22 protein-coding genes and 2 pseudogenes are annotated in these 25,872 nt (G+C 71.1%); 7 read left to right on the top strand and 17 right to left on the bottom strand.

Going from position 1 to position 25,872, the window contains the following annotated elements; translation table 11 throughout:
* Window positions 1–73: 73 nt before the first annotated feature.
* Window positions 74–1,426 carry a class II 3-deoxy-7-phosphoheptulonate synthase gene (locus ACFXC1_RS12705; RefSeq protein WP_381242023.1) on the bottom strand — a complete coding sequence of 451 codons (1,353 nt, stop codon included), beginning with the start codon at window positions 1,424–1,426 and terminating at the stop codon, window positions 74–76.
* Between the two features lie 63 nt (window positions 1,427–1,489).
* Here ACFXC1_RS12705 and ACFXC1_RS12700 point away from each other — a divergent pair, with 63 nt between their 5' ends.
* Window positions 1,490–1,591, top strand: a complete 102-nt coding sequence (locus ACFXC1_RS12700; RefSeq protein WP_381242022.1) for a trp operon leader peptide — start codon at window positions 1,490–1,492, stop codon at window positions 1,589–1,591.
* Window positions 1,592–1,684: 93 nt separating this feature from the next.
* Complete coding sequence (locus tag ACFXC1_RS12695; protein WP_381242020.1) at window positions 1,685–3,550, top strand: anthranilate synthase family protein; 1,866 nt, start codon at window positions 1,685–1,687, stop codon at window positions 3,548–3,550.
* Between the two features lie 64 nt (window positions 3,551–3,614).
* Here ACFXC1_RS12695 and ACFXC1_RS12690 read toward each other — a convergent pair whose 3' ends face one another.
* The 4 genes from ACFXC1_RS12690 to ACFXC1_RS12675 all read right to left on the bottom strand — a co-directional run bounded on the left by ACFXC1_RS12690 (window position 3,615) and on the right by ACFXC1_RS12675 (window position 7,434).
* Window positions 3,615–4,643 carry a 6-phosphofructokinase gene (locus ACFXC1_RS12690; RefSeq protein ID WP_381242018.1) on the bottom strand — a complete coding sequence of 343 codons (1,029 nt, stop codon included), beginning with the start codon at window positions 4,641–4,643 and terminating at the stop codon, window positions 3,615–3,617.
* Between the two features lie 121 nt (window positions 4,644–4,764).
* Complete coding sequence (locus ACFXC1_RS12685) at window positions 4,765–5,442, bottom strand: response regulator (RefSeq protein WP_381242016.1); 678 nt, start codon at window positions 5,440–5,442, stop codon at window positions 4,765–4,767.
* Window positions 5,439–6,659 carry a MacS family sensor histidine kinase gene (macS, locus tag ACFXC1_RS12680; protein WP_381242014.1) on the bottom strand — a complete coding sequence of 407 codons (1,221 nt, stop codon included), beginning with the start codon at window positions 6,657–6,659 and terminating at the stop codon, window positions 5,439–5,441. Before macS ends, ACFXC1_RS12685 begins: the two co-directional genes overlap by 4 nt.
* A gap of 28 nt (window positions 6,660–6,687) precedes the next feature.
* A complete protein-coding gene (locus tag ACFXC1_RS12675; protein ID WP_381242686.1) occupies window positions 6,688–7,434 on the bottom strand; it encodes a lysophospholipid acyltransferase family protein in 747 nt (248 codons plus the stop codon).
* 199 nt (window positions 7,435–7,633) lie between these two features.
* Here ACFXC1_RS12675 and ACFXC1_RS12670 point away from each other — a divergent pair, with 199 nt between their 5' ends.
* Window positions 7,634–8,446 carry an alpha/beta hydrolase gene (locus tag ACFXC1_RS12670; RefSeq protein ID WP_381242684.1) on the top strand — a complete coding sequence of 271 codons (813 nt, stop codon included), beginning with the start codon at window positions 7,634–7,636 and terminating at the stop codon, window positions 8,444–8,446.
* Window positions 8,439–9,038, top strand: a complete 600-nt coding sequence (locus ACFXC1_RS12665) for a hypothetical protein (RefSeq protein WP_381242012.1) — start codon at window positions 8,439–8,441, stop codon at window positions 9,036–9,038. The genes ACFXC1_RS12670 and ACFXC1_RS12665 overlap by 8 nt, the downstream gene beginning before the upstream one ends.
* Before the next feature lie 160 nt (window positions 9,039–9,198).
* Here the strand turns inward: ACFXC1_RS12665 and ACFXC1_RS12660 are convergent, their stop codons facing one another.
* From ACFXC1_RS12660 to ACFXC1_RS12635, 6 genes are all read right to left on the bottom strand, one after another.
* Window positions 9,199–9,945 carry an endonuclease/exonuclease/phosphatase family protein gene (locus tag ACFXC1_RS12660; protein ID WP_381242010.1) on the bottom strand — a complete coding sequence of 249 codons (747 nt, stop codon included), beginning with the start codon at window positions 9,943–9,945 and terminating at the stop codon, window positions 9,199–9,201.
* Window positions 9,946–10,061: 116 nt separating this feature from the next.
* Entirely contained in the window at window positions 10,062–11,015 is a 954-nt protein-coding gene (locus ACFXC1_RS12655; protein WP_381242008.1) for an ROK family glucokinase, read from the bottom strand.
* 150 nt (window positions 11,016–11,165) lie between these two features.
* Window positions 11,166–11,651 carry a DUF5304 domain-containing protein gene (locus ACFXC1_RS12650; RefSeq protein ID WP_381242006.1) on the bottom strand — a complete coding sequence of 162 codons (486 nt, stop codon included), beginning with the start codon at window positions 11,649–11,651 and terminating at the stop codon, window positions 11,166–11,168.
* An 81-nt stretch (window positions 11,652–11,732) separates the two neighbouring features.
* Window positions 11,733–12,902 (bottom strand): ArsA family ATPase, encoded by a 1,170-nt coding sequence (locus tag ACFXC1_RS12645; protein WP_381242004.1) that lies wholly within the window; start codon window positions 12,900–12,902, stop codon window positions 11,733–11,735.
* 139 nt (window positions 12,903–13,041) lie between these two features.
* Window positions 13,042–13,485 carry an SRPBCC family protein gene (locus tag ACFXC1_RS12640; RefSeq protein WP_381242003.1) on the bottom strand — a complete coding sequence of 148 codons (444 nt, stop codon included), beginning with the start codon at window positions 13,483–13,485 and terminating at the stop codon, window positions 13,042–13,044.
* A 136-nt stretch (window positions 13,486–13,621) separates the two neighbouring features.
* Window positions 13,622–14,377, bottom strand: a complete 756-nt coding sequence (locus tag ACFXC1_RS12635) for a metallophosphoesterase family protein (protein ID WP_381242683.1) — start codon at window positions 14,375–14,377, stop codon at window positions 13,622–13,624.
* 338 nt (window positions 14,378–14,715) lie between these two features.
* Here ACFXC1_RS12635 and ACFXC1_RS12630 point away from each other — a divergent pair, with 338 nt between their 5' ends.
* Entirely contained in the window at window positions 14,716–16,512 is a 1,797-nt protein-coding gene (locus ACFXC1_RS12630) for an AMP-dependent synthetase/ligase (protein ID WP_381242001.1), read from the top strand.
* 22 nt (window positions 16,513–16,534) lie between these two features.
* Here the strand turns inward: ACFXC1_RS12630 and ACFXC1_RS12625 are convergent, their stop codons facing one another.
* Together ACFXC1_RS12625 and ACFXC1_RS12620 are read right to left on the bottom strand one after the other, a co-directional pair.
* Window positions 16,535–18,166: a GMC oxidoreductase gene (locus ACFXC1_RS12625; protein WP_463293455.1), complete on the bottom strand. Its 1,632-nt coding sequence runs from the start codon at window positions 18,164–18,166 to the stop codon at window positions 16,535–16,537.
* 257 nt (window positions 18,167–18,423) lie between these two features.
* Entirely contained in the window at window positions 18,424–19,566 is a 1,143-nt protein-coding gene (locus ACFXC1_RS12620) for a glycosyltransferase family 4 protein (protein WP_381241999.1), read from the bottom strand.
* Window positions 19,567–19,688: 122 nt separating this feature from the next.
* Between ACFXC1_RS12620 and ACFXC1_RS12615 the strand changes: the two genes are divergently transcribed.
* Entirely contained in the window at window positions 19,689–20,924 is a 1,236-nt protein-coding gene (locus tag ACFXC1_RS12615) for a glycosyltransferase 87 family protein (protein WP_381242680.1), read from the top strand.
* A gap of 63 nt (window positions 20,925–20,987) precedes the next feature.
* Here ACFXC1_RS12615 and ACFXC1_RS12610 read toward each other — a convergent pair.
* Window positions 20,988–21,713 (bottom strand): annotated as a pseudogene (locus tag ACFXC1_RS12610) (MATE family efflux transporter); the annotation flags it as partial.
* 453 nt (window positions 21,714–22,166) lie between these two features.
* Window positions 22,167–22,838: pseudogene (locus ACFXC1_RS12605) on the bottom strand (MATE family efflux transporter); the annotation flags it as partial.
* 97 nt (window positions 22,839–22,935) lie between these two features.
* On the opposite strand from ACFXC1_RS12605, the gene ACFXC1_RS12600 reads away from it, so the two are divergent.
* The gene (locus ACFXC1_RS12600) at window positions 22,936–23,466 is read left to right on the top strand and encodes a PadR family transcriptional regulator (protein WP_381241998.1); all 531 of its coding nucleotides are present in this window, start codon (window positions 22,936–22,938) and stop codon (window positions 23,464–23,466) included.
* Here the strand turns inward: ACFXC1_RS12600 and ACFXC1_RS12595 are convergent.
* Both ACFXC1_RS12595 and ACFXC1_RS12590 read right to left on the bottom strand, forming a co-directional pair.
* Window positions 23,454–24,644, bottom strand: a complete 1,191-nt coding sequence (locus ACFXC1_RS12595) for a hypothetical protein (RefSeq protein WP_381241996.1) — start codon at window positions 24,642–24,644, stop codon at window positions 23,454–23,456. The two genes, ACFXC1_RS12600 and ACFXC1_RS12595, sit on opposite strands and share 13 nt — an antisense overlap.
* A 30-nt stretch (window positions 24,645–24,674) precedes the next feature.
* Complete coding sequence (locus ACFXC1_RS12590; RefSeq protein WP_381241994.1) at window positions 24,675–25,697, bottom strand: C40 family peptidase; 1,023 nt, start codon at window positions 25,695–25,697, stop codon at window positions 24,675–24,677.
* Window positions 25,698–25,872: the final 175 nt, after the last annotated feature.

The raw sequence follows: 25,872 nt of genomic DNA, 5'->3' as shown, positions 1-25,872 counted from the left end.
CGGGTGGCGGTCCGTCGGGGCCCCCCCCCCCCCGCGCCCCCCCCCCCCGACTCTGCTGTAACAGGTGAAACGGTTACTGGTCCCTGTACATCTCGGCGACGAGGAAGGCCAGGTCAAGGGACTGGCTGCGGTTCAGGCGCGGGTCGCAGGCCGTCTCGTAGCGCTGGTGCAGGTCGTCGACGAAGATCTCGTCGCCGCCGCCCACGCACTCGGTGACATCGTCACCGGTGAGCTCGACGTGGATGCCGCCCGGGTGGGTGCCGAGGCCCTTGTGGACCTCGAAGAAGCCCTTCACCTCGTCGAGCACGTCGTCGAAGCGGCGGGTCTTGTGACCGGAGGCCGCCTCGTACGTGTTGCCGTGCATCGGGTCGGTGATCCAGGCGACGGTCGCGCCGGACGCGGTGACCTTCTCGACCAGCTCGGGCAGCTTGTCGCGGACCTTGTCCGCGCCCATCCGCACGATGAAGGTGAGGCGGCCGGGCTCGCGGTCCGGGTCGAGGCGCTCGATGTACTGGAGCGCGTCCTCGGCGGTGGTCGTCGGGCCGAGCTTGATGCCGATCGGGTTGCGGATCTGGGAGGCGAACTCGATGTGCGCGCCGTCCAGTTGGCGGGTGCGCTCGCCGATCCACACCATGTGCGCGGAGACGTCGTAGAGCCTGCCGGTGCGGGAGTCGACTCGGGTCAGGGCCGATTCGTAGTCCAGCAGCAGCGCCTCGTGCGAGGAGTAGAACTCGACGGTCTTGAACTCCTCCGGGTCGGTGCCGCAGGCCCGCATGAAGTTCAGCGCGTTGTCGATCTCCCGGGCCAGCTGCTCGTAGCGCTGGCCGGAGGGGGACGACTTCACGAAGTCCTGGTTCCAGGCGTGCACCTGGCGCAGGTCGGCGTAGCCGCCGGTGGTGAAGGCGCGCACCAGGTTGAGCGTGGAGGCGGACGCGTTGTACATCCGCTTCAGGCGCTCGGGGTCCGGGACGCGGGCCTCTTCGGTGAAGGCGAAGCCGTTGACGGAGTCGCCCCGGTAGGTCGGGAGGGTCACTCCGTCGCGGGTCTCGGTCGACTTGGAGCGCGGCTTGGAGTACTGGCCGGCGATACGGCCGACCTTGACCACCGGCACCGAGGCGGCGTACGTCAGTACGGCGCCCATCTGGAGCAGGGTCTTCAGCTTGTTGCGGATGTGGTCGGCGGACACCGCGTCGAAGGCCTCGGCGCAGTCGCCGCCCTGGAGGAGGAACGCCTCTCCCTTGGCGACGGCCGCCAACCGGGCACGCAGCTGGTCGCACTCGCCCGCGAAGACGAGCGGCGGATACGACGCGAGGTCCGCGATCACTGCGCGCAGAGCCTCGGTGTCGGGGTACTCGGGCTGCTGCGCCGCGGGCAGGTCTCGCCAGGTGTTGCCAGCGCTGGCGCTGGTCTTAGCGTTCACGGTCACGGACTCAACATTACGGGGTCGTGTCGACCTGTTTTCGCACGGCTCGACAGGTGAGACACCCGCATGCTCAGGTGCGCGTGGGGTAGGGTGCGTGCCATGTTCGCGCATTCGACCCAGAACTCGATCCAGAACTGGTGGTGGACCGCTCATCCGGCGGCCCACTGACTGCGCGTACTCCCAGTACTCCGCGAAGGCCGCCCGAGGGGCGGCCTTCGGCGTTTCCGGGGTCGTTCCTCCTCCATCGATGGCAGAGGAACCATGGACCTGACACAGCTGCTGAACGACGACCGACCGTTCGCCCTGCTGCGCCGCCGCACGCCGGGCCACGACGAGAACACGGTGGAGGTCTTCCTCGGCCCGGTCTCCACCCACGACCGCCTCGCCGACCTCCCCGCCGAGGGCCTGGCCCTGATCCCCTACCGCCAGATCCGCGAACGCGGCTTCGACGTCCGCGACGACGGCACTCCCCTGGCCTTCCTCACCCCCGAGGAGTCGTACGGCATCCCGCTCGCCGACGCGCTGGACCAGCTGCCCGCGCACGACGTGCGGGTCGAGGGCGGTGGCTTCGACGTCGGCGACGAGCAGTACGGGGAGATCGTCGGGCGGGTGCTGCGGGAGGAGATCGGGCGCGGCGAGGGCGCCAACTTCGTCATCCGGCGGACGTACGAGGGCGAGATCCCGGGGTACGGCAGGGCCGACGCGCTGGCGCTGTTCCGGCGGCTGCTGGTGGGTGAGCGGGGCGCGTACTGGACGTTCGTCGTGCACACGGGCGAGCGCACGCTCGTCGGCGCGAGTCCCGAGGTGCACGTCCGGATGTCCGGCGGGACGGTCGTCATGAACCCGATCAGCGGGACGTACCGCTATCCGGCGGACGGGCCCACGCCCGAGCACCTGCTGGATTTCCTCGCCGACGGCAAGGAGATCGAGGAGCTGTCGATGGTCGTCGACGAGGAACTGAAGATGATGTGCACGGTCGGCGACATGGGCGGTGTCGTCGTCGGCCCGCGCCTGAAGGAGATGGCCCATCTCGCGCACACCGAGTACGAGTTGCGCGGCCGGTCCTCGCTGGACGTGCGCGAGGTCCTGAAGGAGACGATGTTCGCGGCGACCGTCACCGGCTCGCCCGTGCAGAACGCCTGCCGGGTCATCGAACGGCACGAGGCCGGCGGGCGCGGCTACTACGGCGCCGCGCTGGCACTGCTCGGCCACGACTCCGGCGGCGCCCAGACCCTCGACTCCCCCATCCTCATCCGCACCGCCGACATCGACCCGGCCGGCCGGCTGCGGGTCCCGGTCGGCGCCACCCTCGTCCGCGGCTCCGACCCGGCGGGCGAGGTCGCGGAGACCCACGCGAAGGCGGCGGGCGTCCTGGCGGCTCTGGGCGTACGACCGTCCCGGCCGCGCGAGGAGGGCACGCGCCCCCGGCTGGCCGACGACCCCCGGGTGCGGGCCGCGCTCGACAGCCGCCGCACGTCACTCGCACCCTTCTGGCTGCGGATGCAGGAGCGGTCCGAGGAGCTGACCGGGCACGCGCTGGTCGTCGACGGGGAGGACACCTTCACGGCGATGCTCGCGCACGTGCTGCGGTCGAGCGGCCTGGAGGTGACCGTGCGCCGGTACGACGAGGAGGGGCTGCGGGAGGCGGTGCTCGCGCACGAGGGGCCGGTGGTACTGGGGCCGGGCCCCGGTGACCCCTCCGACACGGCCGACCCGAAGATGCGGTTCCTGCGGGCTCTGACCGCCGAGGTCCTCCGGGCGAACCGGCACGGTGTCCTCGGCGTGTGCCTCGGGCACGAGCTGATCGCGGCGGAGCTGGGGTTGGAGATCGTCCGCAAGGAGATTCCGTACCAGGGGGCGCAGACGACGGTCGACCTGTTCGGGCGGGAGGAGACCGTCGGCTTCTACAACAGCTTCGTGGCGCGCTGCGACGACGAGGCCGCCGTCGAGCTGGGCGCCCACGGTGTGGAGGTCAGCCGTAGCGCGAGTGGTGAGGTGCATGCGCTGCGGGGGCCCGGCTTCGCCGGCGTCCAGTTCCACCCGGAGTCGGTGCTGACGCTCAACGGGGCAGCTGTCGTACGGGAGTTGGTGGGTCAGCTGCGGGGGACGAGCACACGGTCGGTGTAGTCGAAGCCGGTGGAGCGCCGGACGGGCTGAGCCGCCCGGCCGGCGCCCGGAGTGCGGCCACTGCTCAGCCGAAGAACACCCCGACCTCCTCGTACAGCTTCGGGTCAACCGTCTTCAGCTGGGCCGTGGCCTCCGCGATCGGTACGCGGACGATGTCCGTGCCGCGCAGGGCGACCATCTTGCCGAAGTCGCCGTCGCGGACGGCCTCGATGGCGTGCAGGCCGAAGCGGGTGGCGAGCCAGCGGTCGAAGGCGCTGGGGGTGCCGCCGCGCTGGATGTGGCCGAGGACCGTGGTGCGGGCCTCCTTGCCGGTCCGCTTCTCGATCTCCTTGGCCAGCCATTCGCCGACCCCGGAGAGCCGGACGTGTCCGAAGGAGTCGAGGGTGCCGTCCTTCAGCACGACATCGCCGTCCTTGGGCATGGCCCCCTCCGCGACGACCACGATCGGGGCGTACGACGCCTTGAAGCGGGAGGTGATCCAGCCGCACACCTGCTCGACGTCGAAGCGCTGCTCGGGGATGAGGATCACGTTGGCGCCGCCGGCCAGGCCCGAGTGAATCGCTATCCAGCCGGCGTGGCGGCCCATGACCTCGCAGACCAGGACCCGCATGTGCGACTCGGCGGTGGTGTGCAGCCGGTCGATGGCCTCGGTGGCGATGCCCACGGCGGTGTCGAAGCCGAAGGTGTAGTCGGTGGCGGACAGGTCGTTGTCGATGGTCTTCGGTACGCCGACGCACGGCACGCCGTACTCGTCCGAGAGCCGCGCGGCCACGCCGAGGGTGTCCTCGCCGCCGATCACGATGAGCGCGTCGACCTCCTGCGCGGCGAGGTTGGCCCTGATGCGGCCGATGCCGTTCTCCAGCTTCAGCGGGTTGGTGCGGGAGGAGCCGAGGATGGTGCCGCCGCGGGGCAGGATGCCGCGCACGGCGGGGATGTCGAGACGGACGGTGTCGCCTTCGAGCGGCCCCCGCCAGCCGTCCCGGTAGCCGACGAAGTCGTAGCCGAACTCCTGGACGCCCTTGCGGACGATGCCCCGGATGACGGCGTTGAGTCCGGGGCAGTCGCCGCCTCCGGTCAGTACTCCGACGCGCATGGAAGATTCCCTTCGCCGCAGTTTCCCGTGACAGCCACGCTAATGGTGATCCAGGTCACAGAGGGATGGGCGGGAAGGTCAATTCACCTGAATTGTGGGGTAGTTGATCTACCCGGTCTCGCTACGCGTCGTCCAGGCCGCGCTCTATCGCGTACCGCACCAGCTCCACCCGGTTGTGCAACTGGAGCTTGCCCAGGGTGTTCTGGACGTGATTCTGGACCGTGCGGTGCGAGATGACCAGGCGCTCGGCGATCTGCTTGTAGCTCAGGCCCTTGGCGACCAGGCGCAGTACTTCGGTTTCCCTGTCGGTGAGTTGGGGCGCCTTCGGCTCGTCGCTGTCGGCGGCCGGTGCCGGGTCCGAGGCCAGGCGGCGGTACTCGCCGAGGACCAGTCCGGCCAGCCCGGGGGTGAACACCGGGTCGCCGACCGCCGTCCGGCGCACCGCGTCCAACAGCTCTTCTGTGGAAGCCGACTTGAGCAGATAGCCGGTCGCGCCCGACTTCACCGCCTCCAGTACGTCGGCGTGCTCACCGCTCGCGGAGAGCACCAGGACGCGCAACGCCGGGTTGGCGCCCACCAGTTCCTTGCAGACCTGGACGCCGGGCAGCACCGGCAGGTTCAGGTCCAGGACGAGGACGTCGGGGGCGGCGGCCCGCGCCCGGCGTACCGCCTGCTCGCCGTCCCCGGCGGTGGCGACCACGTCGAAACCGGCCTCGGCCAGGTCGCGGGCGACGGCGTCGCGCCACATCGGGTGGTCGTCGACCACCATGACCCTGATCGGGCTCCGCTGCTCACTCATCGTGTCCCCGCCTTCCCCCGTGTCTTCGGTACCTTCAGCTCGACTTCCGTGCCCTGCCCGGGAATCGAGACCAGCTCGGCGCTGCCGCCGAGGTCCCGCAGCCGCCCCCGGATCGACAGGGCGACCCCGAGCCGCCCCTCCCCCTCGGCCTGCGCGAGCCGCCCCTCGGGGATACCGGGCCCGTCGTCCCGCACGGTCACCACGACCTCCCCCGGCTCGTCCTCGACCAGGATCCAGGCCCGGGCGTCCGCACCGGCATGCCTGCGCACATTGTCCAGGGCGGCACCGACAGCGGCGGCCAGCTCCTTCGCGGCGGGCGCGGGCAACGGCACCGGGGCACCGGGCTCGGCGAAACTCACCTTCGCGGCGGCGTACGGAGCGAGCAGCGCACGAAGGTCTACCGGCCCGTCGTCGACATCATCGGGTTCCTCGTCCACGGCCCTCACGACCGCGCCCTCCGCCGCGTCCAGCGAGACCCTGGAGACGGGTACCAGGCCGCCCGAGACCAGGGTGCGCAGGGCGATCTCCTGCTCGCCCGCCATCCGGCCCAGTTCGCCCGCCTCGCCGCCGAGCACGGCACCGCGCCGCTGCACCATGGCCAGCACCTGGAGGACGCCGTCGTGGATGTCCCGGGCCAGCCGCTCCCGCTCCCGGGTGGTGGCCTCGATCTCCAGGGCGCGGGCGAGGGTGCGCTCGGAGGCTCGGGCGACCTCCACGACGTAGCCGATGGCGATGGAGGCGACCCAGACGAGGACCACGTTGTGGACGGTGTCGCGGGCCGGGGAGCCGCGCTCGATCAGGTTGGCGACGGCGACCGGGGTGGAGGCGAAGGCGGCCCAGCGCCAGCCGCCCTTGATGGCGTAGGCGAGCACCGAGCCGGCGGTCCATATCGACGGCAGGGTGGGGCCGCCGCTGTCGATGTGGTGGGCGTCGGCGGCGACCGGGGTGAGGACGATGCCGGTCAGCGCGACCGCGAGGTCCACGGCCAGGAAGCGCTTGGTGCAGGCGACCGCGCTCTGCACCCGGGGCAGGGTGGCGAGCGTCCAGACGAACAGGACGACGTAGAAGGCGATGGCGATGCCCGGGCGGTCGAACTGGTCGTACTCGGCGGCGAACAGTCCGACCGCGTACAGCATGGTCAGCACCCGGTAGCCGCTCAGGGCACGCCACAGCGGCTGCTCGACGGACATACGGATCACACGCTCGCGCCTGGCCAACTCCCCCACCCCCAACAGACCACCCCGCCTAGGGGTTCGTCTGCTCCTTCTCCGCTTGTGCGAGCGCGGCCTTGCCGGCCTTGTCCGCTTCCTTCTCGGCCTTCGCCGCCTCCGCGATCTGCCGCTTGGCGGCCGTCGCGTAGATGTCCACGTACTCCTGGCCGGAGAGCTTCATGATTTCGTACATGACCTCGTCGGTCACGGCGCGCAGCACGAAACGGTCGTGCTCCATGCCGTTGTACCGGCTGAAGTCGAGCGGCTTGCCGATCCGAATGCCCGGGCGCATCAGCTTCGGGACGACCTTGCCGGGCGGCTGGATCTTCTCCGTGTCGATCATCGCGACCGGGATCACCGGGGCGCCGCTGGCGAGCGCCACGCGCGCGAGGCCACCGGGCTTGCCGCGGTACAGACGGCCGTCAGGGGAGCGCGTGCCCTCCGGATAGATACCGAACAGCTCACCGCGCTCCAGGACGTCGAGCCCGGCCTTGATCGCGGCCTCGCCCGCCCCGCGCGCACCCGAGCGGTCCACCGGGAGCTGGCCCGCGCCCTTGAAGAACGCGGCCGTCAGCTTGCCCTTCACCCCGGGCGTGGTGAAGTACTCGGCCTTCGCGATGAAGGTCACCTTGCGGTCGAGGACCGCGGGCAGGAAGAACGAGTCCGAGAACGAGAGGTGATTGCTCGCCAGGATGGCGGCGCCCTCCGCCGGAATGTTCTCGAGGCCCTCCACCCACGGCCGGAAGGCGACCTTCAGCGGCCCACCGATGGCGACCTTCATCGTGCCGTACAACAACCGAGTGCCTCCTGTGTTCATCGATCAGACCTTAACCCGGAGCACTGTCAAAGGACCCGACGGCCCTGGTCGGTGTCAGTGCGGTCGCGTACGGTTAACCGCACCTGGACTCGTTCACGCCTCACCCACGCACACCCTTCTTCATGAACATGAACACGCCCCTCTCATGAACAGGAGACCGAAGGTGCCGGTCCTCCCCGGAGCCGAGCCGTACCGCCACGAGGGCGGGGAGGTCGGAGTTCTCCTCTGCCACGGCTTCACCGGTTCCCCGCAGTCGCTGCGCCCCTGGGCGGAGTATCTGGCCGAGCGCGGCCTCACCGTGTCGCTGCCACTGCTGCCCGGGCACGGCACCCGCTGGGAGGACATGCAGCTCACCGGCTGGCAGGACTGGTACGCGGAGGTGGACCGCGAGCTGCGCGCCCTGCGCGAGCGCTGCTCGCAGGTCTTCGTCGCGGGCCTGTCCATGGGCGGCGCGCTGGCCCTGCGGCTGGCCGCGAAGCACGGTGACGAGATCAGCGGCGTCGTGGTCGTCAACCCCGGTATCAAGGTGCACGGCATCGCCGCGTACGCCCTTCCGGTCGCCCGCCACCTGGTGCGTACGGCTCCGGGCATCGCCAGTGACATCGCGAAGGAGGGCAGCGACGAGGTCGGCTACGACAAGGTGCCGCTGCACTCCGCGCACTCGCTGCGCAACTTCTTCCGGCTGGTCGACCGCGAGCTCCCGCAGGTCACCCAGCCGCTCCTGCTGCTGCACAGCGCCCAGGACCATGTGGTGCCGCCGGCCGACTCGGCCCGTGTCCTCAGTCGCGTTTCCTCGGCCGACGTGACGGAAATCCTGCTGGAACAGAGCTACCACGTCGCGACGTTGGACCACGACGCGGACCGGATTTTCGAGGAGAGCTTCACGTTCATCGGCCGGCTCGCACCCAGTGTCGGCAAGCAGGCGTCCGACACGGGCCGGGTGAGCGAGCAGGAAGGGACGGCCACAGGTGGCTGAGCACGACTCCGACCGCGAGGGCCTCGAACCGGACGAGCAGGGCGTCCCGTTCGACGAGGAGGCCGCGTGGGCCGCGATCGTCGCCGGATACGGCGACGAGCCCAAGGACCCGCCGGGCGCCAAGCCGTTCAAGTCGATCGAGGACCTGGCGCTGCTCGACCCCGAGAAGAACGACGAGCAGCCCAAGGCCAGGGAGCAGTCCCCCAAGGGCAAGGACAAAGGCACGGAGGAGCCGCCGCCCGCCAAGCCGCTGGGCAGCTCCGTCTCGTTCGCGCCCGGCGTCGGCGGCCCCCGTGACTACACCGCGCCGGACTCCTCCGAGGACGACTTCGACGAGGACGACGAGGGCCACTTCGTGCCGCCGGAGCCGCCTCCGCTGCCGGCCGCCGACACGACGGCCAAGTTCGCCTGGCTCGGGGTGATCGGCGGCCCGATCCTGCTGCTGCTCGCGGTGCTGCTCGGCTGGGACATGACATGGTGGCTGGCGACCGTCGGCATCGGCGGCTTCCTGGGCGGCTTCGGCACGCTGGTGATGCGGATGCGGACGGACGACGAGGAGGGGGACGACCCCGGGCGCGGGGCCGTCGTCTAGCTCACGGGCACGTCTGCGGGGATTCTGAGGGCGGCCAGGACCGGGAAGTGGTCGGTGGCCGCCCTCAGGCAGTCGCTCTCAACGCCCCCTCGCGCTGCTCGGCCCCGGTGGCCTCACAGGCTTCGGGCGGCTGCGCCGGAATCCGCCCGGCGGCTGTGGTTCAGGTCGCGGGCACGCGCACTGCGGCCAGCACGGGGAAGTGATCCGTCGCCCCCTTGATGTCGGCCTCCGTCACCCCTGGCAGGCCCAGCGGCACCCCGCAGCCCAGTACCTCGACGCCCGGTGTCGCGAAGATCGCGTCGATGCGCTGGAAGGGGTTGCCGGGGGTCCAGGTGTACTCCTTGCCCCAGGGTGAGGTGGCCCAGCAGTCCTGGAGGTCCTTGGCCAGCCGGGTGAAGGTGCGGCCGCCGGGGCGGTCGTTGAGGTCGCCGCCCGCGATCGCGTGGTCCACGGCCAGGCCGGCCAGCCGGTCGAGCAGCATGCCGCCCTGGTCGTAGCGCTCGTCATCGCGGAGGCTGAGGTGGCAGCTGAGGACGCCGAGCCGGGCGCCGCCGAAGCGGACGACCGCGGTCGCGAAGCCGCGGCGGTGTTCGCCGGGGGTGAGCGGGAGGAGTACGTCCTCGGTGCGCTCGACCGTGGCGCGGAGGGAACAGAGCAGGGCCGGGCCCGCGGCGGTGCCTCCGCCGGAGAGGACGACCAGGTCGGACGCGGAGGCCAGGCGGGCGAGCTTCTTGCGCCAGCGGAAGAAGCGGGGGGCTTCCTGGATCAGGACGAGGTCCGGGGCGCAGGCCCTGATCACCCGGGCCAGGGCGGCTGTGTCGTCGCGCATCGAGCGGATGTTGTAGCTCAGGACGCGGATGATCGCGGAACCGTCGGGTTCGGTTCGGGAGTTGGGGAGCGGCGCCATGTGGATCAATTTACGCCGCCTGACAGCTCGGGGCGCGGGGTACGTGTGCGACTGCCGGTCCAATGTGGCTGGTCGCGCAGTTCCCCGCGCCCCTGAAAGCCGGAAACTCAGGCGCCTTACATGATCGGGTCCGGCTCCCTAGCCAAGTCCGCCGCTCCGACCATCCCCGCCTTGTTGCCCAGCTGGGCCGCGATCACGTCGGCCACCGGGCGCCAGTTGCCGCCCACCAGCCAGCGTTTGTAGGACTTGCGGATCGGGTCGAGGACCAGTTCGCCCTCGTCCGAGAGGCCGCCGCCGACGATGAACGCGGAGGGGTCGAAGAGGGAGGCGAGGTCGGCGAGGCCGGCGCCGGCCCAGCGGGCCAGTTCGCGGTAGGAGTCGACGGCGACCGGGTCGCCCTGCCGGGCGGCCATGGAGATGTGCTTGCCCTCGATGCCCTCGGGGGTGCCGTCGCCGAGGGAGAGCAGGACGTCGGCGGCCTCGGGGGTGGCGTTGGCCCGCTGCTTGGCGTAACGGACGAGTGCGCGGCCCGACGCGTACTGCTCCCAGCAGCCCTGTGAGCCGCAGCCGCACAGCAGGCCGTCCGGCACCATGCGGATGTGGCCGAACTCGGCGGCCACGCCGAAGTGCCCGCGGCGCAGTTTGTTGCCGATGATGATGCCGCCGCCGAGGCCGGTGCCGAGGGTGATGCAGATGACGTTGCGGTGGCCCTTGCCGGCGCCGAACTTGTACTCGCCCCAGGCCGCGGCGTTCGCGTCGTTCTCCACGACGACGGGGAGGCCCACGCGGGCCTCGACCTTCTCCTTCAGCGGCTCCTGGCGCCAGTCGATGTTCGGCGCGAAGTAGACCGTGGAGCGCTGGCGGTTGACGTACCCGGCCGCACCGATGCCCACGCCGACGATCTCGTGCCCGGCGCGTGCTCCGTCGACTGCGGCGGCGATGGCGTCCACGATGCCCTCGGGTGTACCCGGGGTCGGCACCTGGTGGGTCGAGAGGATGTTGCCTTCCTCGTCGACCACACCGGCCGCGATCTTCGTGCCGCCGATATCGACGCCGATGGTGAGTCCCATGAATCCCTCAGTTTCGGTCGAGCCCCGCTACGGCCCACCGTACCCGAGGGGCCGACGTCGGATTCGCGACGCCGGTCCGGAGAACAGGACCGTCACCACCGCGCGGACGGGACGGTGGCGGCGGACCCTCGGGACTGGCCAGGACAGGCCTTAGTCGAGGTCGATGCGCTCCCCCGGGCCGGAGTCGTCGCCCGGGTCGCGCAGGTTCTTCAGTTCGGTGTCGCGGGCCGTCCAGCGCTGTTCCTGGGCCTGGACGGCGGAGCGGTAGGCGGCGAGGAGTTCGCTGCCGGCCGCCGCGAGGTGGTCGAAGACGTCCGGGTTGCGTTCGATGACGGGCTCGACGGCGGCCTTGGCCTGCTGGACGACCTGCTTGACCACCTGCTGGGCGGCCGGTCCCGCGACCTGGCCGAGCAGCGGCGACTGGAGGCCGGACAGCTTGTCCGCGACGGTGTCGACGAGCTTGCGCAGTTCCTCTGCGGCCGAGACCGGGGGCTGGCCGTACTGGGTGCGGCGGCGGGCCTTCTCCGCCGCGAGGTCTTCAGCGGCCGCCGTCGCCCAGGCGTCGGCGTCGGTCGCCCGCACCTCGTCGAGCGCCTCTTCCTTGCCGGCGTCGTACGGGGGGAGCTCTTCGCTCATGACGGACTCCTGACTACGGTTCGTCTCTACGACGTTACCCGAATGGGCGTACGTGCTTCACGTCTCCGCACGCACCAATGCTCACCTTCCCTGCGGCCACAGGCCCGGGTCGGGCGTGAAGCGGATACGCAGCTCGCCCTCGCGGAGTGCCGCGCCGGCCACCGTGCAGCGGCGCAGGGCCGAGGGCAGGGGAACGATACGGCGGAACTGGCCGACGGTGACGACCAGTTCGTCACCGCGCCGGACGAGGTCCAGCTCGTCCCGTATCGCGCCGGGCAGCGGGATGTGCCAGACCAGGACGCCGTCCTCGGCCAGCTCGTCGGTCACGGGCCACTCGACCGTGGAGCCGGTCGCGTTGACGCCGGGCACCGCGAGCGCGGCGAGGTCGTCGGCGCCTCGCGGGTCGTGGCCGAGGTGGCGGACGTGCCGGACGTCGTACGAGCCCTGCCACTCGTCCAGGGTCTTGCGCTGCTGGGCGTTGAGGGCGGCGAGCCAGGTGTCCTCGACGGACTCCGGAAGTACTCGGTTGGCGATCAGTGCATCCGGGCGCAGGCCGCGCAGGGCGAGGGCCAGACCGGCCGCGCGGACGGCGTCGGCGCCGGCCGGGCCGGGCTCGGCGACCAGGCGTACGGACGTGTTCCGGTCGGCGAGGACTGCCTCCACCGCGGCCAGTTCCACGTCCCACCGGCCCGCCGTGTCGTAGAGCCACTCCGAGGGCATCGGGACGCCGGCGAGGCGGCCGAGGACCGGGCGCAGGGCGCGGGCCGCCTGGCGCTCCGCGGGGAGGAGGCGGCGGAGGTAGCGGCGGAGTTCCTCGGGGAGGGCGAGGAGGGCGAGGGCCTGGGGGGTGGGCGGGAGGTCGACCACGAGCAGGTCGTAGGCCTCCGACAGGGCCGCGTCGCGCAGGGCGCGGAGCAGGGCCAGTTCCTCGGCGCCGGGGAGGGGGGTGAGTTCCTCCGCGTCCAGCCGTGCCGCGCCGAGGAGTTCGAGGGCGGAGGAGGCCCGGGTCTGGAAGGCGGTGAGGTCGGTGCGGAACGACTCCGTGGCGTCGGGACGCCAGGCGGTGAGGTGTTCGGAGACGTGTACGGGGGCCGCTCCTGTCGGCACGGCCAGGGCCGCGCCGAGGGTGTCGCCTCGGTCTGCCCCCAGGAGCAGTGTGCGGGTGCCGGTGCCTGCGGCGGCTTGTGCGGTGGCTGCGGCGACTGTGCTGCGGCCGCTGCCGCCTGGGCCGGTGATCAGGAGGGTGCGCATGTCTGTGAACGGTAGTCGGTCGGTGGGGGTTGGGCGCCGCTGCCGGGGGCGCCGCCCCCGGACTCCCGTCGGCCGTGAAGGGGCCTCGTCCTCAAACGCCGGACGGGCTGACAAGTTACCGGCGCCAAAAAAGGTCGCCCTACTTCTCCCCCGACTCCACCCGCTTCTTCAGCCCCGCCAGCGCCCGGTCGATGATGACCTTCTCCGCCTTGCGCTTGATCATGCCCAGCATGGGGATCTTGACGTCCACCGTCAGCAGGTACGTGACCTCCGTGCCACCCCCGGCCGTGGGCTTGAGGAGGTAGGCGCCGTCCAGGGAGCGCAGCATCTGGGACTTGACGAGGGTCCAGGAGACCTCGTTGTCGGCGGTCCAGGTGTACGCGAGGACCTGGTCGTCCTTGATCGCGCCGGCGTCCATGACGAGGCGGACCTGTTCGGCGCGGCCCCGCTCGTCGGTCTTGAGGACGTCCGCCTCCTTCACCTCGCCGGTCCAGTCCGGGTAGCGGGCGAAGTCGGCGATCACCGCCATGACGTCGGCCGGTGCCGCCTCGATCGTGATGCTCGAACTGGTGTGTTCCGCCATCGCTGTGGCTCCTCCAGATGCGGACCGGCAGGGCGTCGTCGTCGTGCGCTTGTGCGTGCAGCGTGAAGGCTACCTCCCCGCCAACCCCCTTACCGCACCCCCTACCTGCGGACTTCAGGGGCGGCCGCCAAGGGAGTCACCATTCCAGCGCCCAGGGCTTCCCGCTCCCCGCGAAGTGCCCCACGTTCACGCACTCCGTCGCCCCGATCCGCATCCGCCGTACGAGCGGCTGGTGGACGTGCCCGAACAGTGAATAGCGGGGCCTGGTGCGGCGGATGGCGTCCAGGAGGGCCCGGCTGCCGCGTTCGAAACGGCGCGCGACGGTGTCGTAGACCAGCTCGGGGACCTCGGGCGGGATGTGGGTGCACAGGACGTCGACCTCGCCGACGGCCTCGATCTTGGCGGCGTACTCCTCGTCGCTGATCTCGTACGGGGTGCGCATGGGGGTGCGCAGGCCGCCGCCGACGAAGCCGAACGTCCAGCCGCCGATCTCGACGCGTTCGCCGTCGAGCACGGTTGTTCCGGGTTCTGCGTACTCGGGCCACAGGGCCGGCATGTCGACATTGCCGTAGGTGGCGTACGTCGGGGCGGGGAAGGCGGCGAACATCTCCGCGTACTGCTTGCGGACCGCCTGCTCGATGAGGGCCGCGCGGTCCCCGCCGACCGCGCTCCAGAGGCGGGCGCCGAGTTCGCGGGCCTCCTCGAAGCGGCGGGCGGTGCGCAGCTCGACCAGGCGGTCGGCGTTCTCCTCGCCGAACAGTTCGGGGAAGATTCCGCGCGCGTGGTCGGCGTAGTCGAGGAAAAGGACCAGGTCGCCCAGGCAGATCAGGGCGTCGGCACCCTCGCCGGCCCCGGCCAGGTCACGGGCGTTGCCGTGCACGTCACTGACCACATGTACGCGCGTCCGGGAGTTACCGGATGGTGTGGGTGCCATGACGATCAAGCGTAGGCGTGTGCGGCAAACGTGAACAGTGGCGGCCTCGCTTGCCGTTACTGGCCAGTCAAGAAAGGCGTGGACTACTGTGCGCGAGGAAACACCAATCTGTGTGACGCAGCGAACATCTCGCCGGACCCCCCTGTCGTAGGAGCCATACCGGCGGGTAACGTCCGGGCAGTCCAGTCGTGCTCAGGATTTCAATCACCCGGTCCTGACGCACCTGCCCGAGCCTTGGACCTGACCGTCGCATCACACAACGTCGTGGCGCCGGCGCCCTATGAGGAGCAGCAGTCTTGCGCGAGTTCAGCCTTCCGGCTTTGTACGAGGTCCCTGCGGACGGCAACCTGACCGACATCGTCCGCAGAAACGCCGCGCAGCACCCAGATGTCGCCGTGATCGCCCGCAAGGTGAGCGGCGCGTGGCAGGACGTGACCGCCACGGTCTTCCTCGCCGAGGTGCACGCCGCCGCCAAGGGGCTCATCGCCTCCGGCGTCCAGCCCGGCGACCGGGTCGGCCTGATGTCCCGCACGCGGTACGAGTGGACGCTGCTCGACTTCGCGATCTGGTGCGCGGGCGCGATCACCGTGCCGGTGTACGAGACCAGCTCGCCGGAGCAGGTGCAGTGGATCCTGAGCGACTCGGGTGCCACCGCGCTCGTCGTGGAGCAGGACGGGCACGCCGCCGCCGTCGAGTCGGTGCGGGACCAGCTGCCCGCGCTCAAGCACGTCTGGCAGATCGACGCCGGCGCGATCGACGAGCTGGGCCGCGCGGGCAAGGGCGTCTCGGACGCGACCGTCGAGGAGCGCAGCTCGCAGGCGAAAGCCGACGACCCGGCGACCATCGTGTACACCTCGGGTACTACGGGTCGTCCCAAGGGCTGTGTGCTCACCCACCGCAGCTTCTTCGCGGAGTGCGGCAACATCGTGGAGCGGCTGCGCCCGCTGTTCCGCACCGGTGAGTGCTCGGTGCTGCTGTTCCTGCCCCTCGCGCACGTCTTCGGACGGCTGGTGCAGATCGCGCCGATGATGGCGCCGATCAAGCTGGGCCTGGTCCCGGACATCAAGAACCTCACCGATGAACTCGCCTCGTTCCGGCCGACGTTGATCCTCGGTGTGCCGCGCGTCTTCGAGAAGGTCTACAACTCGGCGCGCGCCAAGGCGCAGGCGGACGGCAAGGGCAAGATCTTCGACAAGGCGGCCGACACCGCGATCGCGTACAGCCGAGCGCTGGACACGCCGTCGGGTCCGTCCCTCGGCCTGAAGATCAAGTACAAGACCTTCGACAAGCTCGTCTACAGCAAGCTGCGCGCGGTCCTCGGCGGCAAGGGCGAGTACGCGATCTCCGGCGGTGCTCCGCTGGGCGAGCGGCTCGGGCACTTCTTCCGGGGGATCGGGTTCACCGTCCTCGAGGGCTACGGGCTCACCGAGTCCTGTGCCGCCACGGCCTTCAACCCCTGGGACCGGACGAAGATCGGTACCGTCGGCCAGCCGCTGCCCGGTTCGGTCGTGCGCATCGCGGACGACGGCGAGGTGCTGCTGCACGGCGAGCACCTGTTCAAGGGCTACTGGAACAACGAGGCGGCCACGGCCGAGGCGCTGGCGGACGGCTGGTTCCACACCGGGGACATCGGCACTCTCGACGAGGACGGCTACCTCAGGATCACCGGCCGCAAGAAGGAGATCATCGTCACCGCGGGCGGCAAGAACGTCGCCCCGGCCGTGATCGAGGACCGCATCCGCGCGCACGCGCTGGTCGCGGAGTGCATGGTCGTCGGTGACGGGCGGCCCTTCGTGGGCGCGCTGATCACGATCGACGACGAGTTCCTGGGCCGCTGGGCGGCCGAGCACGGCAAGCCGGCGGGTGCCACCGCGGCGTCGCTGCGTGACGACCCGGATCTCTTGCAGGCGATCCAGGACGCCGTCGACGACGGCAACGCCGCGGTGTCGAAGGCGGAATCGGTGCGGAAGTTCCGCATTCTGTCCTCCCAGTTCACGGAGGAGTCGGGCCACCTGACGCCGTCCCTGAAGCTCAAGCGCAATGTGGTGGCGAGGGACTACGCGGACGAGATCGAGGCCATCTACCAGAAGTAGCAGGCGAGTTGGGGCTTTCGGCTCAGAAGTCCTCGGCGAGGACCCGTTCCAGCGTGCGCTCGGCGAGCGCGGTGATGGTGACGAACGGGTTCACGCCGATGTTGCCGGGCACCAGCGAACCGTCGGTGATGTACAGCTTCGAATACCCCTTCACCCGGCCGTAGTTGTCGGTCGCCTTTCCCAACACGCAGCCGCCCAGCGGGTGGTAGCAGAAGTCGTCCGCGAAGACCTTGCTGGGCGTGCCGAACAGGTCGGAGCGGTAGATCGTCGCGTTGGCCGAGTTGATCCGGTCGAACAGCTTCTTCGCCATGGCGACCGAGACCGCGCTCTGGGCCGCGGTCCAGCCCAGTTTCACCGTGCCGCTCGCCGAGTCGTAGGTGAACGAGGCCCGTTGGGGGTTCTTGGTGATCGCCAGATAGAGGCTCACCCAGGTCTCGAACCCGATGGGCAGCGGGGCGATCTCCGCGAAGACCGGGTTGTCGGTGTTGGACCAGTCGTCGATGCCCATGACCGGCATGGTCGCCTGGTTGGCGCCGGTGGTGTCCCAGATGTGGTTGGCGCGGCCCACCATGGTGTTGCCGTTGGGTCCCCAGCCCGCCCCGACCGTGGCGTCCAGCGCGGGCAGCGTGCCGGTGTCCCGGGCGCGGACGAGGAGTTCGGTGGTGCCGAGGCTGCCGCCGCCGAGGAACAGATAGGTGCAGCTGTACTGCTTGGTTTCGACGACCGCGCCGGTGTTGTCGATCCGGTCGACGGTCAGCTGGTACGACCCGTCGCTCGCCCGCGTGACGGCCCGCACCTTCTCCAGGGTGTGGATGGTGACCTTGCCGGTGCCGAGCGCGGAGGCGAGGTAGGTCTTGTCGAGGCTCTTCTTGCCGTAGTTGTTGCCGTAGATGACCTCCTGGGCGAGCGCGGACTTGGTGGCGGTGCCGGCCGCTTCCTGCTGCATGTACCCGAAGTCGTAGACGTTGGGCACGAAGGTGGTCGTCAGGCCGGTGTTCGTGGCGGCCTTCCGCGAGGTGCGGGTGAACTGGTACCACTCGGTCGACTCGAACCAGGTCGGGTCGACGGTGTTGACGCCGAGCATGGTGCGGGCGCGCGGGAAGTAAGTGCTGTACATCGCGGTGGCGTCCACGGTGGGGAACTGCTCGGTGAAGTACGACTGGCGCGGGGTGACCGCCATCCCGCCGTTGACCAGCGAGCCCCCGCCGACACCGCGTCCCACGTACACGGACATGCTGTCGTAGTGCACGCGGTCCAGGACGCCCGGGTACGGGGTGATGTCCTTGTTGACGACGTCCAGCCAGAGGAAACTCGCGAGCGGGGCCTCGGTGCGGGTCTTGAACCACATGGAGCGCTGGTCCGGGTTGGCGGTGTTGCAGAAGATCTTGCCGTCGGAGCCGGGGGTGTTCCAGAGCCGGCCCATCTCCAGGACGAGGGTGGTGATGCCGGCCTGGCCGAGGCGGAGGGCGGCGACCGCTCCGCCGTAGCCGGAGCCGACGACGATCGCGCGTGCGGTTTCGACGGCCGCGGGTTCGACCGCCTGCGCCGACTGGAGGCCGATTCGGGTGAGACCCGCCGCGGCGGCGGTCTGGAGGGCGATCATGCCCAGTATTTGACGTCTCGTCAGCTGATGCTGCGTCAGTTTTGCTGTCATGCGCGCAGCATGTGCGGATTATTCGGTTCCGCCAAGGGGCTGCGCCGGTTTTGGGGCGTCGTGGGCGGTGTCGGCTGAGGTGTCGGGCGGGTGCTGGTTGTGTGCGGCTGGTCGCGCAGTTCCCCGCGCTCCTAAAAACAACGGGGTCGCCCGGGGCGCGGGGCTGTATCGATATGCGGCTCCGCCGCGTGGGCGCGACCGGCTCCCACGCACCCGCACCCACCCTGGTCGATCAAGTGGCACCCCGGACGGCGCCCCTACAACAGCGCCCTCAGCCTCTCCGCCAGGAGGTCCCAGCGCCACCTTTCCTCGACCCACTGCCGCCCCCGCTCACCCATGTTCCGGCGCAGCTCCGGGTCCCCGAGCAGCGCGAGGATCCGGTCGGCGGCCTCCTCCGGGGAGCCGCCGCGCACCACCCACCCGGTCTCGCCGTCGAGCACCGCGTCCGGCGCCCCGCCGGAGTCGCCGGCGACGACGGGCAGCCCGGTGGCCGACGCCTCCAGGTAGACGATGCCGAGCCCCTCGACGTCGAGCCCGCCGCGCCGGGTCCGGCAGGGCATCGCGAAGACGTCACCGGCGCCGTAGTGCGCGGGCAGTTCGGCCCAGGGCACGGCGCCCGTGAAGCGCACGGAGTCGCTCACACCCGTCTCGCGCACCAGCCGCCGCAGGTCCTTCTCGTACGGCCCACCGCCCACGATCAGCAGGACGGCGTCGGGCTGCCGGGCCAGGATGCGCGGCATGGCGAGGATCAGCGTGTCCTGCCCCTTGCGCGGCACGAGCCGCGAGACGCACACGACGACGGGCCGCTCGGTCAGCCCGAGCCGGGCCCGCACTTCCGCGCCGCCGGAACCCGGATGGAAGACCTTCTCGTCGACACCGGGCGGCAGTTGGACCATCCGCGCCGCCGCCTCCGGACTCAGCGCACCGGCGATCCGCGACCGCGTGTACTCCCCGAGATAGGTGATCGTGTCCGTCGACTCCCCGATGCGGTGCAGGAGTTGACGCGAGGCGGGCAGCTGCGCCCACCCGGCCTCGTGACCGTGCGTGGTGGCCACCAGCCGCTCGGCACCGGCCTTCCGCAGCGCGGGCGCCATCAGCCCGAGCGGCGCCGCCGCCCCGAACCACACCGCCGTACAACCGTGTTCACGCAGCAGCCCGACGGCCGTCCGGGTCGCCGCGGGCGTCGGCAGCAGCATGGTCGTCGTGTCCCGTACGACCTTGAAGGGCTGCTCGGCGTCGAAGGCTGCCGTCGCCTCGGCGCCCTCCCGGCCGCGCTTCCAGGTCGAGGCGTAGACGACGAGCCGCTCGGGCTCGAGCCGCAGCGCCATATTGTGCAGGAAGGCCTGGATGCCCCCGGGCCGGGGCGGAAAGTCATTGGTCACGATCAGGGTCTTGCGCACGCGGCCGACCTTACCCGGGTGGGTTCACAGCTCGGCACGGCCGCGCTTCATGGCCATCGCACAGCGGGTCGGGAGAACATGTGGCCCACACCCGGCAGGCACGGAACGGAACAGGGGCTCAGGTGGAGATCGCGGGCGCGAGACGGCGGCTGGCAGTGCTGCTGGGGACCTGGGGCGTGACCCGGATCGTTCTGCTGCTGTTCGTCTTCAAGGTGTTCGTGTTCCCGGGCCCGGACGTCACCAGCGACGTGTCGGTGATCTACCAGGGCTGGTACGAGACCCTGCGGCACGGCAGCTTCCCGCTGGACGACGTCACCTGGCAGTACCCGCCCGCCGCCGCCCTCCCGATCCTCTCCCCCGCCCTGCTCGGCTTCCTGGACTACGCGTCGGCGTTCTTCGTCCTCGCCTGCCTCGCCGACCTCGCCGTCCTGGCCCTGCTCGTCTACACGGGCCTGCGCCCCGGCCGCACACTCCGCGGTGCCTGGGTGTGGGTGGCGGGCGTCCCGCTGCTCGGCCCGACCGTGTACGCGCGCTACGACGTGATGGTGACCGCGGTCGCCGTGGCCGCGCTGCTCGCCGGCGCCCGGCACCCGCGCGTGATGGGCGCACTGGTGGGCTTCGGCGCCCTGCTGAAGGTGTGGCCCGCGCTGCTCCTGCTGGGCGCGGTCAAGCGCCGGGCGTGGGGCGCGGCGGCGGTGACGGTCGTGGTGGTCGCCGGTGTCTTCGCGATGTCGATGCCGGGCGCGTTCGCCTTCCTGACCTTCCAGCGCGCGCGGGGCACGGAGGTGGAGTCGCTGGGCTCCCTGGTCTTCCATGTGGCCCGGCACTTCGGCTGGCAGGGCCAGGTGCTTCTGAACTACGGCTCGGTCGAGTTCGTCGGCCCCTACGTCAACTGGGTCAGCACGGCCGCCCTCGGCCTCACCGCGATCGCCTTCGGCTGGCTCATGCTCTGGCGTCTGATGGCGGCCCGCTTCCTCCCGCACACCCTCGCGGACGCGGCCTTCGTGGCGGTGCTGATGTTCACGGTCACCAGCCGGGTCATCAGCCCGCAGTACGTCGTCTGGCTGATCGGCCTCGCGGCCGTGTGCTCCTGCTTCCGCGCCAGCCGCATGAAACTGCCGGTCGCTCTCGTCCTGGCGGCAGCCTTCGTGACGGTCCTGGAGTTCCCCGTCTGGTTCGCCGACGTGGTCGCCGGCGACAACCTCGGCATCGTCCTCCTGTTCCTCCGCAACGGCCTGCTCGTCGCGGCGGCGCTCACCGCCGCCCGGGAACTGTGGCGGGCCTCGGTCACCTGGGCGGACGTACCCCCGCTCCCGAATCAGGCCACCCGCTCGAAGGCGACCTCGGCCTCCTCCTGACGCCGGGCCTGTCCTGCGGGTCACGCGGCGGGCGCGGAGGCCGCTACGCACTCCCCGCCGAGGTCACGTGCTCCTCCGCCTTGCGGCGGCACGCACCACCCCCTGCTCGTCGGCGTCGACGGCTCGCCGTTCCTTCCCGGCAGCCCGGTCCGCCGGACGGGCCCCGGCACGCCGGAACAGCACGGCCACCACCCCGCACTGCACCCCCATCGAGAGCGCCATCGCCAGACACACACCGGGCAGCCCGAGCCCCGACAGGCCGTACGCCAGCGGGAGTTGGACCGCCGTGCCGAGCACGGTGACCCGGAGCAGCGCCGGTGCTCCCCCACTCCCCTCGAAGACCCCGCCGAGCGCGATGAAGCAGGCCATCAGCAGCAGATAGGGGCCGACGCAGCGCAGGAACAGGGCGCCCTCGTGGGCGACTTGGGGGCCGGTGCCGAACGCGGCCATGATCCAGGGAGCGGTGACGCAGAGCAGGACGGCCGCCACCACACCGACCGTGCCGGACACGAGCACGGCCTGCCGTCCGATCTCGCGCCTCGCGTCCTTCCCCGTCCCCCGCAGGTGCGCGGTGTGGATGGAGGCGGCCTGCCGCACGGAGTAGAAGGCCATCGTCGCGACGTACAGCACCTTGTATCCGATGGCGTACGCGGCCACCGCCGACACCCCGAGCCGCGCCACGATCGCGACCAGCACCAGCGCACCGCCCTGCCGGACGGTGAAGTCGGCGGACATGGGCAGACCGGTGGTGAAGGTGCGCCGCAGAGCAGCGGGGAGAGAGTCGGCGGGCGCCGGCTCTCCGGGGGCGGGCCGAGCGGGCGCAGGCCGAGCAGATGCGGACTCGGCGGGTGCGGGTGCGGGTGCGGGTGCGGGTGCGGGTGCGGATCGAGCGAGGACGGCCTCCGGAGGGCCGGGCTCGACAACATCGGACTCCCTGGAAGCCGCTTCGGCGGATGCGGACTCGGGGGACGCAGGCTGGGCAAGGACGGCCTCCGCAGGAGAGGGCCCGACGACATCGGACTCGCCGGAAACCGCTGTGGCGGAAGCGGACCCGGCGCAGGCGACCTGAGCGGGGACGGCCTGAGCAAAGACGGCCTCCACAGGGCCGGGCCCGACAGCAGCGGGTCCGGCGGAAGTGGACTCGGCGGATGCAGGCTCGGCAAGGACGCCCTCCCCAGGACCTGGCCCGACAACATCCGACTCACCACATACCGCTTCAGCGGAAGCGGCCCCTTCGAAAGCAAGCCCAGCAGGAGCGCGCCCCGCAGGGATGGCCCCCGCCCGCAGCACGGCGTTGCGGCGCAGCGCGCGCAACCCCACCCCCAGCGCGAGCACCCGGCACAGCACGGTCGACGCGGCGGCGCCCCGGACGCCGTAGAGGTGGATGAGGAACGGGTCGCAGACCAGGATCAGGCCGTTGGCCAGGAGGGCCAGGCGCATCGGGGTCCGGGTGTCGCCGGTGCCCTTGAGGATGCCGTCGACGAGTTGCTGGGCGTAGAAGACGGCGATGCCCGGCAGGGAGATCGTGAAGTAGGCGACCGCGAGAGGGAGTTCGGGGCCGGTGCCGCCGAGGAGCAGGCGGGACAGTGGGGCGCGGAGCAGGAAGCCAGCCACGACGACCGTCGGGGTGACCAGTGCGCACAGGGCCCAGCCGCCGCGGACCGCCGAGCGCAGCGCCGCCGGGTCGCGGGCTCCCCTCGCGTGGGCGACCAGCACGGTCGTACCGGAGGCGAAGACCAGGGCGACGCCCAGCAGCACGTTCTCGGTGCTGGTCGCGACGGCCACCGCGGCGACTGCCGGGCCGCCGAGCCGGGCGACCCAGACGGTGTTGATGATCCCGGCGGCGACGGAGGCGAGGAGCGAGAGGTAGACGGGGTGGGCGAGCGATATGAGCTGCTTGCGGTGACTGTTCACGGCGACTGGACCCCCTCGATACGAGCTACGAGCTACCTCTAATCGAGGTAGCTCGATAAGAGGTACCATGAGGCAATCGCGCCCGCAAGGAGGACACATGCTGGAGCTCTCGATCCTGGGCTTCCTCGCCGAACAGCCGCTGCACGGCTATGAGTTGAAGGAGCGGATCAAGGCGCTCAGCGGCCATGTCCGCCCGGTCAGCGACGGCGCGCTCTACCCGGCGATCACCCGCCTGGTCACCGCGGGCAAGCTCGACCAGCACACGGAGGACGGCACGAGCGCGGCCCCGCGCCGGGTCCTGTCCCTCACCGAGACGGGCCGCGCGGACCTCCTGGAACGCCTCCGCCACCCCAAGCAGACCGAGATCACCGACCACGTCCGCTTCAACACGGTCCTGGCCTTCCTACGGCACCTGCCGGACCGGCGGGAGCAGGCGGCCGTGCTGCGCCGGCGGCTGGAGTTCCTGGAGACCCCCGCGAGTTTCTTCTACCGGGACGGTGAGCCGGTGCGGGCCGAGGAGGCCCAAGACCTGTTCCGGCAGGGCATGTTGAGGGTCGCGCGGGCTACGGGCGCGGCCGAGCGGGAGTGGCTCACGGAGGCCATCACCCAACTGGATCAGGCGAGTTGATCCTTGAGATAGTCCCGCCACTGCGCGGTGAAGTCGTCCAGGCTCACCCCGAGGACGCTCTTCATCGCGTCCTCGACCGCGCCCGCCCGCTTCCTGTGCGCGCCAACCGCCCGGTAGAACTTGCCCAGTTGGGCCACTCCCCACCGGTCCTCGATCATCCGGCAGGCCAGCCAGCCGCCCTCGTAGGCCTGCGCCAGTTCGCCGGCCTCGCCGCTGAAGCCGAAGTCCTTGTCGGCGGGGAGGGCGCTCGGGAGGTGGCCGTCCTCGACCGCGCGGTAGAGCTCGGGGGCTGCCTGGACCGGGGTGCGGCCGGTGCCCCGGTAGCCGATCCAGTCGGCGTAGCCCTCCGAGAGCCAGAGGGGGGTCGCGGGGGTGGTGTGGGCGCGGGTGGCGACATGGGTCGTCTCGTGGGTGAGCACGACCTGCTTGCCGACCGAGCCGAGCATGGCGTACGCGTCCGGGTTGACGATGATCCGGTCCGCCGGGGCGTCGCCCGAACCGCCCGCCTCCCCCGTGGTCACCGCGGCGATGCCCCGGTAGGAGGCGGCCGGTGCGCCCAGGAGCCCCGCCATGCCGTCCAGGGAGCCGGGGACGAGCACGACGACGTGCCGGGTCCAGTCGGTGCCCCAGGCCCCCGACACGGCCGGTACGGCGTGGTCGGCGAGCGCGCGGTACTCGCGCAGACCCGCGGTGGACTGCCCGACCCCCATGACGAGGCTGTGCGCGCCCTTGACGACGCTCACCTTGCCCTGGTCCCACAGCTGCTGGCCGGACTTCTTCGCGGGCTTGTCGGAGTCGACGTACCACTGCCCGTCCGCGGTGAGCCGGAGCGTGAGCGCCCGGCCGACGGTGACGGGTGAGGTGTCGTAACCCCGGACGCGGTAGCTGAGGTCGGCGTCGGCGGTCGCGGTGGCGCCGGTGCGGTGCAGCGAGGTGATCCGGTAGGACCAGGACGCCAGCGGTACGGCGCTCAGGTTCTCGTAGGCGGTGCGCGCGCCGGTGCGGGTGTACGCCGTCTCGTCGTGGTGCAGGACGGCCGCCGCCTGGGTGTCCAGCAGGCGCTGCACCGCCGCGTTCGCGCTGTCCGGCGCCGGCTGCCCGCCGCACGCCACCAGCGAGCCGAACAGCAGACACAGCGCGAGCACTCCGGAGCGCGACGCCCGCCTACGACCAGTCACTTCCCGATCGTACGACCCTTTCGCGCCGGTTCAGACCCTCGTGACCGACGAGACCGGCATCATGCCGACCGGGTCGTAGCGCACCGGCGCGCCGGGGTAGGGGGCGTGGATGACCTGGCCGTTGCCCACGTACATCGCGACATGGCTGGCGTCGGAGCGGTAGACGACCAGATCGCCGGGCTGCGCCTGGGAGAGCGGGATCTGGTGGCCGGCGTAGCGCTGCTCCTGCGAGGTGCGCGGGAGGTGGACGCCCGCCCGGGCGTACGACCACTGCATCAGGCCGGAGCAGTCGAAGCCGCCGGGGCCGGTGGCGCCCCAGACGTAGGGCTTGCCGAGTGCGGACTGGGCGGCGGCCACGGCGGCGGCGGCGCGGCCCGAGGACGGGACGCCGGCGCCGAGGTCGGGGATGTCCTGGCGGGAGGAACGGGAGGCCCGGTCGAAGGCGGCGCGGTCGGCGAGCGGCATTCCGTTGAGGATCTGCCGGGCCTTGGCGAGCTTGCTCTCGACGGTCTTCTTGTGACTGGCCACGGCCTTGCGGCTGCTCTCCAGTTCGGCGAGGTGCCCGCTGGCCTCGCTGCGCTCCTGCGCGAGTTCGCGCATGGCGTCCTGGAGGTCCTTGAGTTCGCCCGCCTGCTCGGTGGTGATGCGGTCGAGGACGGAGGCCTTGTCGAGGTAGTCGGCCGGGTCGTCGGAGAACAGCAGCGCGACGGTGGGGTCGATGCCGCCGGAGCGGTACTGGGCGCCGGCGAGTGAACCCAGCGCGTCCCGCATGGTGTTGATGCGCTGCTGCTGCCGGGCGATCCGGTCCTGGGCGTCGCTCACCTGCCGGTGCAGCTGCGCGGCGCGCTCGTCGGCCTTGTCGTAGGCCTGGGTCGCCTTCTCGGCCTCCTGGTAGAGCCGGTCCACCTCGGCCCGGGCGTCGCCCTGCGGCGCGGCCACGGCGGAGGAGGCCGGAAGGGCGCCCAGGGCGGCGGCGGCAGCGGACATCACACAGACCGCGGCACTGGCGCCTCGGTCGAACCCGGACGGTGCTTGGCGACGACGGGATCCCACGGGAAGCCGCACTCCTTCCGCTGGCGGACACGGACCGCTCCCCCGATGCGGGGAAACGCGCCAGACAGTAGCTCTGTGAAGGGGTGCGGGCCAAAGACCTCCGCGGGCACACAACGTGACGCCCCGCCTATGACGCAGGTCATGGGCGGGGCGCGGGGTCAGCCTGGAGTGTCGT

Source organism: Streptomyces hokutonensis, from assembly GCF_042751305.1.
In the GTDB taxonomy this organism is placed as follows: domain Bacteria; phylum Actinomycetota; class Actinomycetes; order Streptomycetales; family Streptomycetaceae; genus Streptomyces; species Streptomyces hokutonensis_A.
Note: the sequence above shows the minus strand (reverse complement) of the source record. Positions and strands in the feature narration are given on the sequence as shown.